The organism is Streptomyces sp. NPDC127097, assembly GCF_042724075.1.
Taxonomy (GTDB): Bacteria; Actinomycetota; Actinomycetes; order Streptomycetales; family Streptomycetaceae; genus Streptomyces.
Genome location: NZ_JBHXFI010000013.1, coordinates 91,272 through 106,183, shown reverse-complemented (window position 1 = coordinate 106,183; position 14,912 = coordinate 91,272). Strand labels below are relative to the sequence as shown.

Here is a 14,912-nt window from a genome sequence, read left to right as displayed (position 1 = left end):
CGGACCGCCGGCGGCGGTCAGGCGAGGAAGAGCACCGTCATGGTGTCGATGGCGACCAGGACGCCGTAGGAGAGCAGCATCGTCCGGGACAGCGCCACCGCCCGCCAGGGCACCGGGCCGCCGTGCTGCTCGGCGTCCATGCTGAACGGCGGCACCGCCGGGCTCACGCACCCGGCGACCTTCTCGTAGAGGCTGCGGAATCTCCGTTCCTGACGGAGGTAGTAGCTGTCGAGCAGCCAGAATCCGGTCGCCAGTCCCACGGCGACCGCGGCCGTCTTCCAGCTCGGCCCCCGGGTGGCGACCGCGATGAACGCGCCGCTGACGGTCATGGCCCAACTCTTGACCAGGAAGGAGGTGTTGGCATGGCGGGCGATCACCGCCTGGAGGAACTCCAGATGCTTCACCGCCTCCGGGCCCGGGCTCGGGCCCGGGCCCGGCTGCGCGGTCATGATGCCGGGCCTTCGTCCTCGGGCGGCCGGCTGTCCGGGCCGGGTGCCTGGCCGGGTGCGGCGGGCTCCTCAGGTGCCTGGCCGCCCTCCTCTGGTGCCCGGTCCTCCTCGGGCGCCTGATCCTCGCCGACCCGGGCCTCCTCGGGCGCCCGGACGTCCTCCGCTGCCGCCGGGTCCCCCTCGGGCGCCTGATCCTCGCCGTCCGCGCCGTCCTCGTCGGAACTCGTCGGCCCGGCTTGCTCCACCGGCTGCCCCGGCGAGGCGCGGAACTGTGCGTTCAGGGCGCCGGCGATGTCGTTGAGGCGGTCTTCGAGCTGATCAGGGCCGTAGCGTGCGAGCACCGTGTAGAGGTGATCGAGGAGTTCGAGGCGGGCCCGGGGCGGTGTGGGGTGGGCGGGTGCCCGGTCCCCGGTGGGCAGGCGGGCGCCGTTGCGTGCGGAGGCGGGGTAGGGCCAGGCGGGTGCGGTCAGCGGAAGGTCGTAGCTGCCGGCCACGCCGGTGCGGGCGCGCTCCTCGACGATGCGGATGCAGGCATCGTCGAGCGTGCGGTGGGCCTCGCTCGCCGCCGCCTCGACCGTGGACCGCAGCCGCCACCAGGTCTCGGTGTGCGCCACCAGACCGCGCCGCGCCGCGCCCAGCAGCTTTCTGCCCTGCTGCTCCGCGTCCGTGACCTCCCGCCGGGCCTCCCGGTCGCTGTCGGCGCAGGGGTTGTGGGCGAGCACCTTGACCACGATCGCGGCGGTGCTGAGCACCAGGGTGAGGATGACGACGGCGCTCTGGTCCGGCGCCAGATCCACATGCTCACGCACCGCACCGGCCGCGCGCATCCGCGCCCATATGCCGACCATGGTGAGGATGGCCAGGGTGAAGAGCACCGGCCCGGCCGCGTTGGGCCAGGGCAGTTCGCCGGCCTGGCGCCGTTCCGTACGCGGACTCCTTGGCCAGAGTGCTTCGCGCAGCGCCGCGACCGGACCGCGGCGCGTCCGCTCCAGCGTGCGGGCGGTACGGGTGCGCCGCCGGAAGACGGACTCGGCCAGGAGACTGCCCGCGGCCAGCAGACACACGGCGACACCGAAGCCGGGCAAGTAGGCGAGGTAGTAGCCGGCTTCGGTCGCGCCCAGGCCGAAGAACCGCTGCATCAGGGTGCCGATGAACATCGTGTCGAAGGCCACGCACGCGACCAGGGTGGGCCACAGCAGCCGTCGCCAGAGCACCGGCCGGCGGCGCAGGCTCTCCGGTCCGTCCCCGGCATGGCGGGCGCGCAGCTCTCCGACCCGCTCCTGGGCCTGCTGGGACGACCGGGCGACGACGAACCGCTCGGCCGCTTCGATGGTCGTCCGGGCCTGCTGGAAGGTGTCGGCGACCGCGGTGGCCGCGGTGCCGAGTCCGGGCTGCGCCGCGGTCAGCGCGGTGTTGGCGTCGGTGAAGGCCCGCATGAGGGCGGCCTGTTCCCGGCTGTCGGTCTGGTCCACGGGCCGGGCGGACGGCCGCTTCCTGAGGTCCAGTCCGACGAAGGCGGGGTCGCTGCCAGGGCAGTCGGACGCCGACTGATAGCGGGCGGCAGGCCCCGCCCGGTTCTTTCCGTTGGTGGTGTTCATCGCTGCCCGCCGCCCTCACTTCCTGGTGATTTCGATGTCGACGCGCCGGTCGCACTGAAGCTTGTCCTCGGCGGTCATCCGGCCGCCCACGGTGTGGTCCGGCTTCGCGCAGCCCGTGGGCAGGCCGCGTCCGTGTGCGGTCACCCGCTCCACCCCGAGTCCGGTCAGCACGTCCTTCACCGCGTCCGCGCGTGCCTGCGACAGCCGGTGGTTGTTGTCCGGCCGGCCACGCGGGTCGACGTAACCGGAGACGGCGACCCTGCTGCCGGGGGTGGTCCGGGCGCTGACCGCGACATCGTTGAGCAGCGGCAGGGCCTGCGGGCGGACGGTGGACGAGTTGGTGTCGAAGAGCGCCGCGCCAGGGAGTTCGTAGGTCTGCGGGCGGTCCTGCGCGTAGTGGACGGCCGGGTCCTGGGGTGGCTTCTTCCCCGTCCGGCGCCCCTCGGCCGTGCCGATGGCGGTCGGGGCGAGGGTGCAGGAGGTGCCGTGTGCGGGCTTGCGGCCGGCGCCGCACAGCGCGCGCCACAGGTTGCTCAGCCAGGTCCGCTGGGCTGCCGTGGGTGCGGGCCGGCCGGTGGCCGGCTGGCCCAGCCCGGCGAGGGTGAGTCGCACTCCGGTCAGCGAGGGTGTCTCGTCCCGGGCGGCGCAGACCCGGGTGATGGCCTTGATCTCGCTGCTGTCCCGGAAGGCGGCCGCGCGCAGATCGGCGCAGCCCGTGGTGGACAGCCCGTCGGTCAGGACGAGCAGGCTGCGGCTGCCGGATGCGCCCTCCAGCGAGGACGCTCCGGCCGTGAGGGCCGCGAGGACGTTGCTGCCGGCGCTGCGGGGAACGGCTCGCTCGGCCTTGCCGACCAGCCCGGTCAGGCAGCTGACGGCCTGTTGTTTCCGGGTCTTCTGGTTGATCTCGTTGTTGTTGTCCTTGACCCAGTCGGTCGAGCGGTCCTTGGCGATCCAGCTGATCTGCGCCGAGTCGCCGCTGAAGCTGCCGACCGAGACCGTGTCCTTGCGCCCGACCACCGATGTGAGCAGCGCGCCGATGCTGTGCGCGTAGTCGCGCCCGGCGCCCGGGCCGCGTACGGAGGAGGAGGCGTCGACGAGGACGACCGTACGGCCGGCGGTGTCGGCGGGCTGCTTCATCCAGGCGCAGGGGTCCAGTCGGGGTTCCTCGCCGCAGGCACCGAGGAGGCCGGCCATCAGCGCGGCTCCCAGGGCGCCGGCGATCGTGGAGGTGCCCCGGCGGCGTCCGGGTGGCCGGACCGCGGCCCGCCCGGCGCACCGGGCAAGGCCCTGCGCGGCGCTGTCTGTGGTGTTCACGGTGCCAGCTCCTCGACGTCGCCCACGGTGTCCACCCAGGAGAAGGGGCTGAGGCCCATCTGGCGGCAGAATTCGCTGAGGGCCTTGTCGTAGGCGTTGGCGTACTCGAACAGGCCCACCTGCTCGTGGTGCTTGGTCGCCGCCGTGAGGACGTCGGCGAGCGCCTCGGCGCCGTTGCGGCGGGTGTTCTTGAGTGCCTGCATGACCTTGAAGAAGTCCTCGTCGGCGAGGGCCGCGGCGAAGGGCACCAGGAGCCGCCGCTCGGCCGCGCCGAGGGTGCCGAGGAGCTCCAGTTCGCTCATCACCTGGAGCCAGCGCTCGGTCAGCTCCTGCACCTGGTCCGCCTTGAGCTTGCCGAGGTGGTGCTCCTTCGCCATCCGTACTTCGGCGAGGTGGAAGGGCAGCACATGGTCGCGCAGCGCCGGGTCCATCCGCATCCGTACCGAGGGGCGGCAGCGGATGAGGCCCTTCTCGTCGTGGTAGCACCAGCCGCCGCGCAGTTCCTTGTTGACGGCCTTCTCCGCGGCCACCGGGTCGCCGGGATCGCAGGCGCGGGCGACGGACCAGGCGCGGCGCAGCAGCTTGCCGCGGGCCGCCTCCTCGTGGAGCGCGGCGCGCTCCCGCAGGACGTCCAGCGTCATCTCCTGGCTGCTCCAGCGGAAGTGCGGGACGAGCTCGAAGGCGAACACATCGCCGTCGGCCGCGACCGACAGCGCCTCCTCGACCGGCGGCAGCTCCACCGCCACCTCGCTCCGGGCCGCCTGCCCGAGCGCCGGGGTGTCCGGTCCCTCCCGGTCTTCGGCGGGCTCCGGGGCGCCGGCGGGCTCGGTCCCGTCCTTGCGCGTCACCCGGCGCCACCAGTTGCGCAGCCTGGTGCGGAGTCCTTTGCGCTCTGTCATGGTCTGTCTCCTCTTCGTACGGGGTGTCGTCAGGACGCGGAGGCGGGCGTGGGCCCCGCCTCGGGGGGCTGGTCCCGGAGCTGGCGAATGGTGCGCGAGTCCGGGTGCCGGCCGGCCCACATGCCGAGGTAGAACCCGGCGCGGAGGGTGAGCGGCCGGGCCCAGATGCGCGGGACGAGGGCCTCCAGGAAGGCGGCCAGCTCCTTGTCCGCGTCCCCTGCCAGCAGCCAGCGGCGCAGCAGGTCCCAGGCGCGGGTCGAGCTGTCCTGCCCCATCAGGGCGTGGCGCCACAGACGGACCAGGGCCTCGGCACGGTCCGGGTCGGTCATCGCGGTATCGGCCAGGACGGGCCGGTCACGGCGGTCCGGGCCGGCGCCGTAGCGGCTGAGGATCAGCAGGGTGCGGATCGCGTGCTTGGCCAGATGGTCGTTGTCCGAGGCGATCCAGCGGTCCAGGGCGTCGGCGGTCCGGCCCGGGGCACCGGCGAGGTAGAGCCAGGACATCGAGAAGGCCACCGAGCTGCTGAACGCCAGTTCCGGCCGGGTCCCCAGTTCGCGCAGCGCCCAGAGGGTGTCCGGGACGTCCTGGGCGCCGACCAGGGTTCCGTACGCGCGTGCCGCGCTGTCCTGGAACTCCCACCGGGGGCTGCTCAGCCAGCTGCGGATCTGGGCCCGCACCCGGCCCACCATCCGGGGGTCGTGGGCTGCCATCTCCAGGGCGAGCGCGGCGGACTGCCGGTAGGCCGCGGACTTCCGGGCCCAGTGCCGTATCAAGTCCCGGTAGACGCTGTCGAAGTCATGGCTGAGCAGGATCCCGGCGATGTGCGCCGCCCGTACCCGGATCCGCTCCAGCGGCCCGGCGACCAGCGCGGTCAGCCACTCGCGCAGGGGGTCGCGCAGACTGTCGTAGTCGTGCCAGACGACCTCGATGACGGCGTGCATCAGCTCTTCGTCCACCAGCCGGGCGCACCGGGGGTTGTCGTCGGTGCGGCCGCCGGACATCGCGTCACCGGAGGCGCGCATCTCCTGCGGGATCAGCTGGTCCAGTTCCCGCTCGAAGACATGGTTGGTGGGGGCCGGTTCACGGGTCTCGTAGCGCGGCAGCACGGTCGCGCTGAGGACTTCCCCGGCCTCGAAGACATCGGAGAGCGGGTGGCCGTGGAAGAACGCGTAGGCGATCCGGAACGCCTGGCGGTGCGGGTCCAGCACCGGGCCGTGCGAGGTCTCCGCGGGGACCTGGAGCAGTTGTTTGGCGAGTCGGCGCAGCCGGTCGCGCCACTGGCCGATGACATCGCTGAGGCTGGTGTCCTCGGAGTGGATGCTCCGCGCCAGGACCTCGGCGAACTCCACGACACTGCGGACGGACGGGGCCCCGTCGAGGGTGCGCTGCACCTGCTGGGACTCCAGCATCCGGTCGGTGAACGCCGTGGTGTGCTCGGTGGTGCAGTCCTGCTCGGGGCACGCTCCGGGGTGCCCCGCGAGGAGTCGGCGCAGATGTACGGCGAGGACCTGGCCGGGGGCCGGGCGCCGGTGCGGGAAGGCGTGCGGCCGCAGCAGGTCGGGGTCCACCCGGCCCAGCTCGCCGATGATGACGAGGAAGGCGCGGTGTTTGCGGGCGAGATGGCCGAGCGTCTCCAGTGTCGACAGCTTCAGCGGCTGGTCGTCCAGGTCCACCACGAAGCCACCGGGGGCGAGCAGGTCGTCGGCGCGTTGGCACAGCGCCTGGAGGATGCCCGGGGCCTCGCTGTGCAGGATCTTGATGCGGTCGTCGGGGCAGCAGCCGGCGAGCAGGGTCAGTGCCGTGGACTGCCGGCCGCTGCCCGGCTGCCCGGCGAGCACCAGCACGTGCTGTGCGGCGAGCCGGGCGGCCATCTGGGTCTGCTGCTCGACGTCCTGGTGGGAGTCGAGCTGTTGGGCGACGGTCAGCGAGGAGACGCTCAGCACCTGGATCTCGACGCCGTTGTCGCCGCCGATGGTCAGCTGCTCGGCGTAGAAGGCGGAGCCGCTGCCGTTGGCGACCGCGCTGCGCTTGAGCCTGTTCAGGGCGTTCTGCTGCCGGGCCTGCTGGTAGCGGGTGAAGTCGCCGCCGTCGCCGGTCTCCCGGCGGGCGGCGGCCCGGACGGTGTCCTGGGCCGACGGCCGGTTGTCGCCGGCCCGGGGTGCGGCGAGGTCGTCCGGGGCGCTCGCACCGGTGACCTCGGTGCCGTCCGGCGGTCCGGCCGGGCTCGGCTCCACGGCTTCGGGCGGTGCCGGTTCCTCGGCGGCCGCAGCGGGTTCCTCGGCCGGCACCTCCGCCGCCGTGTCCTCCGGCCCGGCGTGTTCGGTCTCGCTCACTGTCGGCCTCCGCTCTGTGCGTCGCGGTTCTGGTTCACGGTGGCGTTGCCGCTCCCGTTGGTCACGGCGCAGTCGTGATAGGTGGAGTAGGCGCCGGGCTGCGGGGCGCCGAACGCGGGCGGCGCCGAACGCGGGTCCGGCTGCGGCGCCGTCCTGCGCACCGGTACGTGGCTGCGCAGCGCCTCCGTGATGACGGGGAGGTCGAGATGCGCGTACGGCACCCGCAGCTGCATGAACTGACGCTCCGTCAGCTCGGCGATGTCGGCGGGCAGTTGCTCCCGCTTCGGGAGCCGGGCCGAGTCGATCAGCACGGGGATGACGGTCTTGCGCCAGGTGAGGGCGCGCTGGATCTCGTCGTGGACGTAGTCGCCCGGTACGTCGATCCGGCGCCGGCCGTCGGTGTCGCACAGCGAGAGCCAGTTCGGGCCGATGAGCACGAGGAGGACCGCACAGCTTTCGAGGTGGCGCCACAGCTCGGGCGGAAAGTGCACGCCCGGCTGCGTGGTCCGGCGGTCGCGGAAGACGTTCTCCGGCCCGAATACCTCCTTCAATTGCTCGTCGAGCAGGACAGCCGCTTCGGCGCCGTCGCCGGTCCGGTAGTTGATGAATACTCCGGCCATGATTGTTCTGCCTTTCCTCATGAGGACAGCGGTGGATTGCGGCAGCCGGATGCCGTGCTGGTTACTCGGGCTGTCGCGGGCACAGGGGGATGAAGCCGAGATTCACAGGGGTTTCAGGCGTGGTCAACGCGTTGCCCTCGGCCTTTTGGCCGGGCAACGGAACACCACGGATGCGGCGGGAGTGTGGTTCTTCGGCCGGCCTCTCCGTGGTGCGGGCCGATGGGTGAGAAGTCAGGCCGGAGTTCCCGGACCGGTCCGGTGGGTGTGCAGTCCGATCGCGAGGTGCGGAAGGGTCCGACGGACCGTCGGATTCTTTGGCCAACGATTCAGTGCGCGGCTCAGCCGCAGAAGATCGGCGCGGATGGTGGCCGAGTCGATGAGGGCAACATGAGAGGCGACCAATTCCGCGATCGCACAGGCTTGCTCGATTTCCCCGACGTTCGCCAGTGCAAGCGCCAGCCGGGCGCCATATCTGGCTCTGGCACGGCGGGATTCCGGCGGAATGGCATCCAGACCGTCGCCGAGCAAAGTAACGGCCTCCGCCGGGGAACCGAGATCGTGCATGCACCAGCCGGCGACGAAGGCCGTCAGATCCGGCAGATGGATACTGCCGAGGACCGGGTCCGTGCCGTCCGTCGTCGCCGCACCGGCCGTCAGCTCCGCGCCGCGGTCGAGCGCCCGACGGCAGGCGTCCCGGTCCCCCACGAGCGCGTGCCCCTGCGCCTCGCGCTGCGCCGCGAGTCCGCGGATGCGAACGCTGCGGGCCTGCTGCGCCGCCCGTCGCGCCAGCTGGACGGTGGCCACCGAATCGCCCGTGTACAGGGCCAGTTCCGCGCGCCGGATCAGGGCGTAGGCGGCCAGTTCGTCGTCACCGCCGTCCGCGGCCAGCTGGACCGCCTGTTCGGTCCACCAGAGCGAGGCCGCGTCGCTGCCTGCCTCCTGCGCCATCCAGCCGGTGTACTCGGCGAACCGGGAGGCGAGCCGGAGCACCACATCGCGGTGCGCGGGCTGCGCCTGGTGCGCCATGCCCCGCAGCGCGCTGGTGGCCGCGATACAGAGCTGTGCGACCACCGACGGCCCGAAGAGCTGTCCCAGCCGGCGGAACTCGTCGAAGACATTGCGGAAGTACGGCAATGCCGAATTCGTCTCCCCGCTTTCGAGGAGAGGCGGTGCGAGAGACCAACTCACAATGGTGGACGGCATGGCCCCGCCGCCGGACGACACGGGGTCGAATGCCACGAAGTCGCTCTCTCCGCCGGCCCGCATACGTAATGTCCAGGGCGTACCGACATCCGCCTCGGTCATCGGCGCCGCGGGGGTGCTGTGCTCGGGTGCGGAAATCAGGCTGCTGAGTTGTCCGCCGGCATGGAGAGCGCTGTCACATAACTGTGCAAGATCGTGACTGGGCGCCTTCACGCCACGCTCGATCTTGCTCAAGTGCCCTTTGGAAAAACAGATCAGGCTCGCCAGTTCTCCCAGCGACAGCCCCGCTTCAATCCTCCGCCGGCGTAACTCCGCCCCGAACCGCACAGGAATCCGCTGCACCCCGCTCGCCCCCCTCGTCGTTCGCGACCGGTGAGGGGAGTGTGCCACGCCTCACACCAACTCTCACATCCCCTTCACGAATTGCTTGCTATCGGTTTCATCACGCTCCGCTTCTGGCGAGGTAAATCGCCTTCCCCGCAGGAAGGACCCCTTGCGCAACGGCCACATCAACGCCGCCGCCCGTTCCGCAACGCCAAATCTCCGCCTGGCAGGCCACGTTCCTCGCCCCGGGCGCACTCGCTCTCCCGGACCGGGACGGGCCGTTCCTCGGGCCACGGGATGTGCGGCGAGCGCGGCACGCCGGCGGTCAGGGCGATAGACGGCACCCTCGACGTGGCCGCTCCCTCCAACGTCTTTGTCAGAGTGCGCACTTGGTGTCATGTCGTCCCCAACAGCGCGCGCGAAGGCGACTTCTTCGGGATGCGGCGCACGGGACCCGGCTCGCCGGATCGCGGCTGCCCGAGTGCGGGGACGACCAGGCCCCTCAGGTGGAGATGGCTTCGAGCAGGTCGCCGACCTTGGGGTCGGGCAGCTTCCGTGCGACGTCGGCCTGCGTGACGATACCGACCAGCGCGTTGTCCTCGATGACCGGCAGGCGGCGCACCTTGTTCCGGCTCATGGTGTGCAGGATCGCTTCGGCCTCATCGTCGGCGTCGACGGTCACCACGTCTCCCTGGGCGAGGTCACCGGCCTTCACCTTGGCGGGGTCCTTGCCCTCGCCGAGGACCTTCACGACGATGTCGCGGTCGGTGAGCATGCCTTCGAGCCGCTCGTCGGGGCCGCGGACGGGCAGCGATCCGACGCCGAGTTCGGTCATCTCCTTCGCCGCGTCCAGGACGGACTCCTCGGCTCCGACACAGGTGGCGTCCGGGGTCATGATCGCGCGTGCGGTCGTCGTGGCGGACTCCTCCGCGCCTTCTTTCGCTTCGGTGGTGGCTGCCGGGGCGCCGAGCCCGCCGTCACCGCCGCGCAGGACCGCGTAGCCGACCCCTATGCCGATGGCGACGGGCCATTCGAGCACTTCTGCGGCACCGAGGACGCCAAGGCCCAGGTAGAGCGGGAGGCCCTTCTTGGCGGGCAGGACCCGCCGGGCGACGGCGACCGGCGCCATGGCGGCGTCCAGAACGCCGCTGGCTATCTTGCCGGGCGAGGGCATGGTCAGGGTGACCGTGCGCTTCGCTGCCGACGGTGGCGCAGTGGCCTTGGGAGGGGGCTCGGCCGGGCGCTCACCTGTGGTGTCGGTTTCGGCGCTGGACGGGGAGTGCGTTCCGGGTGTGGAGGTCACGAGTATCGCCTCGCCTGTTCGATCATGAACGTGCAGACCCCCTTATCAATAGGTCTACCCCGTATCGCCCCTTTCATCGAACTCAGTGAGACTGCCTCTGAAGGTCTCTCTGCACCCATGCTCTGATCCGAGGAGGCATGCTTCATGGCGCCGGAGCATGCCTCGGCCCTCGGAATGCCGCCCGTCCTGGGCTCGGTCCTCTCGGCCGTTGCCTCGCACGCGGCATCCGGCGTCCGAGCGGTCCGGGCGGTGGCGGAGAGGCTCCTGGAGGGCACTGACCGTGAGGTGTGGTGGTCCCCCGAGCGCTGTTACCTCGCGGTCCACGGTGTCCACGGCCCCAGAGGCGAGGCCGTCGCCCGTCGTGTGGAGCGGGCCGTGGAGGAGCATCCGGGGGTGCTGTGGGCGCGGGTGAACGCGCCCATGGAACGGGTCATCGTCGCGGTCGGCTCGCCCGCTCCCGGCACGAGTGAGCTGGTCGCGCTGGTGGAGCGGGCCGAAGGCGACCATGCCGCGGATGCGGAAGCGTTCGACGAGTGGCAACCGGAGCCGCACCACCCGGCGGAGGGTCCGCCTTTCCCGGCGGTGCCGGCCCTGGTGGCGGACACGCTGGGGCTGGCTCTGGTGACGTTCCGGCGGCTCGCTCCGTGGATCGGCCTGCCGCCGGAGGTCGCCGGTGGCCTCGATGCCGTTCGCTACCATCCGCGCCTTCGTCACCTCGTCGAGGCCATCAGCCCACGTGAGCAGGCCGACTCGCTGCTCCCGGTGATCGGCGCGCTGGTGCAGGGCGTGGCCACGGGCGGTGGCGGGCTCGCCCTGGACGTGCTGCAACGCCTGGCGGTGTGGCGGGAGGCGAGCGTCGAACGCGCCGCGTGGCGCGAGCGCGAAGCCAAGCTCGTCCGGGGGCCGGAAGAAGCCTGGGCCGACGCGGTCACAACCGGTCGGGCCGGCCCCTCGCCCCAGGACGGCGCCGACCGGTACGCGGAGCGGTCCATGGCGGCAGGCATCGCCGCCGGCATGGCCGCCTTGCCGTTCTCCGGCATCCGCAAGGCGATCGCGGCCGGTGTGGCCTCGGTGCCCAAGGCGCCCGGTGCGGGGCGTGAGGGCTTCGCCACGGCGCTGGGGCGGCATCTGGCGCTGCGCGGTGTGGTGACGATGGACCGTACCGCGCTCCGGCGCCTGGGACAGGTGGACACCATCCTCCTGGAGGAAGATGCGCTTCGTGGGGACCGGTACGAGCCGGTGGACCTGGAACTGCTGGCAGGCGCTGATCCGGAGCAGGTCTCCGAGCGGCTGTTCTCGCTCTTCGACCTCGATGCGCCGCTGGCCGTCAGCAGCGCGGACGGCTGGGTACTGGGCCCGCTGGACGAGCTGGATCTGAAGGGGCGGACCGGCCGCAAGGCGGCGCATGGTCTGAGGCGGGGCGGCAGCGAGAAGATCCTCGGGCTGGCCCGGGGCCAGCGGCTCCAGGCGGTGGCGGGGCTGGGCACCCAGTCGGCCCCGGGAGCCGAGGCCGTCGCCGCGGCAGCACGACGGGCCGGCGCACGGGTCGTGGTGGCATCCGACCGGGACGCCCCCGGCTTCCGATTCGCCGACGCCGTGCTCCCCGCGGGCGATCGCCTGGCGGACTCGGTCCGTGGCCTCCAGACCGACGGCGCGGTCGTTCTGCTGGTCTCCGCCGATCGCCGCGCTCTGGGCATGGCCGACTGCGCGATCGGCGTGCACCGCGAGGACGAGCAGACGCCCTGGGGCGCCCACGTTCTGGTGGGAACGGATCTTGAGGCGGCGGGCCTGATCGTCGACGCCGTCGGGGTGGCTGCGGTGGTCGACCGCGACAGCCACTACGTGGCCGCGGGCGGCAGCGGGATCGGCGCTGTCGCCGCCCTGCAAGGCCCGGCCCGGCAAGCGACCGCGCGGGTGCTTGCGGTGAGCAACACGGCCGGGGCCGTGGCCTTCTGCATCGGCGCCTGGCGCGCCCGGCAGCTCCTGAGCCGCCCCCTCACCCCGCCCGTGGCCCAGATCCCCTGGCACCTGATGCCCGTCGACCGCGTCATGGAGCGGCTGCGGACCCGCCCAGAGGGCCTTTCCGCGCAGGAAGCGGCCGCTCGCGGCACCGAGGCGCACGCAGGGGAGCCAACGAAGCTGACCCTGCCGTACGCCTTCATCGAAGAGCTCTCCAATCCGCTGACCCCGATCCTCGCCGCCGGCGCCGCTCTCGCCGCGGCGGTGGGGTCCCGGACCGACGCCGGCCTGGTCGCCGCCATCACCGGTGTGTCCGCGCTCGTCGGCGGCTTCCAGCGGGTGAGTACGGAGCGCGCGCTCGCTGAGCTCTTCGCCCAGTCGGCCATCGGTGCCTGCGTGCGGCGCGAGGGACGGGAGCGTCTGGTCACCTCGGGCGATCTGGTACCGGGCGACATCCTCGCTCTGGGACCCGAGGATGTCGTGCCCGCGGACTGCCGCCTGCTGAACGCGGAAGGGTTCGAGGTCGACGAGTCCTCCCTCACGGGGGAATCCCTGGCCGTGAGCAAGGATCCCGCGCCGGTGGTCGCCGCACACCTCACCGGACGCCGCTCGATGCTCTATGAGGGCACGACCGTCTCCGCCGGGCGGGCGGTCGCCGTCGTCGTGGCGACCGGCTCGGCCACGGAAGCAGGACGCAGTCTCGCCACTGCCCGCCAGGCCGCACCGGAGACCGGCGTGGAGGCCCGGCTTTCCTCACTCACCCGCGCCAGCATGCCCATCGCCCTGGGGTCCGCCGTCGCGGTCGCCCTCTCCGGGCTGCTTCACGGCCGCCCCCTGACCGACAATCTGGCCTCGGCGGTCAACCTGGCCGTCGCCTCCGTACCCGAGGGCCTGCCCTTCCTCGTCAACGCCGCCCAGCTCGCCGCCGCGCGCCGCCTGGCGGACCGAGGTGCCCTCGTACGCAATCCCCGTACCATCGAGGCACTGGGCCGCGCCGACGTCCTCTGCTTCGACAAGACGGGCACACTGACCGAAGGCACCCTGGAGCTCTCCGGCGTCAGCGATGGCGAGCGCGCCGCCGCCCTCGACCGGCTCGACACTCCCCGCAAGGAAGTACTCGCCGCCGCACTGCGCGCCACGCCCCCCGCCCGCCAGGCCGAACCGATGGCCCACCAGACCGACCGGGCGATCGTCGACGGCGCCCACCGGGCACGGATCACCACCCGCACCGGCGCGCCCCGTTGGCGGCGCACGGACGCCCTCGCCTTCGAGCCGGCCAGGGCGTACCACGCCACCGTCGGCCACACCGGCCGCGGTGTCCTGCTCAGCGTCAAGGGAGCACCCGAAAACGTCATCAGCCGATGTACCAGGCGTCGGCAGCCGGGCGGGCCGGTGACTCTCGACGAATCATCCAGGCGAGCCCTCGCTGAAGCGGCCGAGGAACTCGCTGCGGCTGGGCGAAGGGTCCTGGCCGTGGCGGAACGCAGCATGGAGACCGGCGAGGAGCTCAGCGACGAAGGCGTACAGGGGCTGGACTTCCTCGGGTTCCTCACACTGGGCGACCCGGTACGCGACAGCGCCGCGCCCGCGACGGCCCGGCTGCGCGAGGCCGGCGTGCACACCGTGATGCTCACCGGCGACCACCCCGCCACCGCCGACGCCATCGCCTCCGCCATCAGCGAAGAGGTCGCGGTGCCCAAGGTGTGCACCGGGACGGAGATCGACGTACTCGACGACGACGCACTGGACGAACTGCTGCCCACCGTCGATGTCATCGCTCGCTGTAGCCCCAGTCACAAGGTCAGGATCGTCCAGGCTTACCAGCGCATCGGCCGCGTCGTCGCCATGACCGGCGACGGAGCCAACGACGCTCCCGCCATCCGACTCGCCGACGTCGGCATCGCACTCGGGCGCCGTGGTACTCCGGCCGCGACCGCGGCAGCGGATCTGGTCGTCACCGACGACCGCCTGGAGACCATCGTCTCCGCCCTCATGGAAGGCCGCGCCATGTGGACCACCGTCCGCGCGGCACTCGCCATCCTCATCGGCGGAAACCTCGGCGAGGTCACCTTCAGCGTCCTCGCCTCCGCGCTTACCGGCACCACCCCGCTGAACGCACGTCAGATCATGCTCGTCAATCTCCTCACCGACCTCGCCCCCTCCCTCGCCATCGCGGTACGCGAGCCCTCCGGCCAGGCCGGTGAGCGCCTCCTCGCCGAGGGCCCGCACCGCTCCCTGGGCACCGCCCTCACCCGGGAGATGCTGCTGCGAGGCATCATCACCGCCCTCGGCGCCGGCCTGGCCTGGACCGCGGCCCGCCTCACGGGCCGCGGCCGGCGAGCGTCAACGGTCGCCCTCGCCGCCGTCGTCGGCACCCAACTCGCCCAGACCCTCACCACCGGCGGCACCGACCGCAACGTCCTGGTGGCCGGACTCGGCTCCGCGGCCGTGCTCGCCGCCATCATCCAGACCCCCGGTATCAGCCAGTTCTTCGGCTGCACCCCGCTCGGGCCGGTCGCCTGGGGCATCGTCCTGGGCGCGATCACCACCGCCCCCCTCGTCGGCCACTTCCTCGCACCTCTGATCACCGCACGCCTCACACCGGCCACCGAGGAAGTGCCCCCCGGAAAGAGCCGAGGCAGTGACACACACCGTGCGGCGAAATCAGACCGTCCCCGAGTCCTGCACCCGCAGGCGCCCGCTCGTTCGGAGCAAGGCTGAGCGCTCTCTCGCCTTCGTCGGCATCACCGCCGTTCCGGCTGGGCTCCGGACTGGCTGAACCTGTACTGGTCCTCACTGGCGGTATGCGACTCGCTGGCTGCCCTGCTCCTGGTCAGCGGGAGGAAAGCGGGCGTGGACCGTGACCGGAGCCGGTGGACGGTAAATCCGTCGACAGCGCCCCTCGGCATC

At 72.1% G+C, this 14,912-nt stretch carries 9 protein-coding genes; 1 reads left to right on the top strand and 8 read right to left on the bottom strand.

The annotated features are described in order from the left end of the window. Positions 1 to 17 precede the first annotated feature (17 nt). From ACFWJW_RS13475 to ACFWJW_RS13440, 8 genes are all read right to left on the bottom strand, one after another. Positions 18 to 449: a hypothetical protein gene (locus ACFWJW_RS13475; RefSeq protein WP_387239247.1), complete on the bottom strand. Its 432-nt coding sequence runs from the start codon at positions 447 to 449 to the stop codon at positions 18 to 20. After that, complete coding sequence (locus ACFWJW_RS13470) at positions 446 to 2,047, bottom strand: hypothetical protein (protein WP_387239244.1); 1,602 nt, start codon at positions 2,045 to 2,047, stop codon at positions 446 to 448. The genes ACFWJW_RS13475 and ACFWJW_RS13470 overlap by 4 nt, the downstream gene beginning before the upstream one ends. A 15-nt stretch (positions 2,048 to 2,062) precedes the next feature. Next, positions 2,063 to 3,361: an OmpA family protein gene (locus ACFWJW_RS13465; protein ID WP_387239241.1), complete on the bottom strand. Its 1,299-nt coding sequence runs from the start codon at positions 3,359 to 3,361 to the stop codon at positions 2,063 to 2,065. Continuing rightward, the gene (locus tag ACFWJW_RS13460; RefSeq protein WP_387239238.1) at positions 3,358 to 4,260 is read right to left on the bottom strand and encodes a hypothetical protein; all 903 of its coding nucleotides are present in this window, start codon (positions 4,258 to 4,260) and stop codon (positions 3,358 to 3,360) included. The genes ACFWJW_RS13465 and ACFWJW_RS13460 overlap by 4 nt, the downstream gene beginning before the upstream one ends. Positions 4,261 to 4,289: 29 nt before the next feature. After that, complete coding sequence (locus tag ACFWJW_RS13455) at positions 4,290 to 6,593, bottom strand: hypothetical protein (protein WP_387239235.1); 2,304 nt, start codon at positions 6,591 to 6,593, stop codon at positions 4,290 to 4,292. Then, positions 6,590 to 7,213 (bottom strand): toll/interleukin-1 receptor domain-containing protein, encoded by a 624-nt coding sequence (locus ACFWJW_RS13450; RefSeq protein WP_387239232.1) that lies wholly within the window; start codon positions 7,211 to 7,213, stop codon positions 6,590 to 6,592. Before ACFWJW_RS13450 ends, ACFWJW_RS13455 begins: the two co-directional genes overlap by 4 nt. A 231-nt stretch (positions 7,214 to 7,444) precedes the next feature. Next, positions 7,445 to 8,743, bottom strand: coding sequence for a helix-turn-helix domain-containing protein (locus ACFWJW_RS13445; protein ID WP_387239228.1), 1,299 nt, complete (start codon positions 8,741 to 8,743; stop codon positions 7,445 to 7,447). 499 nt (positions 8,744 to 9,242) lie between these two features. Further along, positions 9,243 to 9,635, bottom strand: a complete 393-nt coding sequence (locus tag ACFWJW_RS13440) for a CBS domain-containing protein (RefSeq protein WP_387239395.1) — start codon at positions 9,633 to 9,635, stop codon at positions 9,243 to 9,245. Between the two features lie 552 nt (positions 9,636 to 10,187). Between ACFWJW_RS13440 and ACFWJW_RS13435 the strand changes: the two genes are divergently transcribed. After that, positions 10,188 to 14,723: an HAD-IC family P-type ATPase gene (locus tag ACFWJW_RS13435; RefSeq protein ID WP_387239225.1), complete on the top strand. Its 4,536-nt coding sequence runs from the start codon at positions 10,188 to 10,190 to the stop codon at positions 14,721 to 14,723. The last annotated feature ends 189 nt before the right edge of the window (positions 14,724 to 14,912 follow it).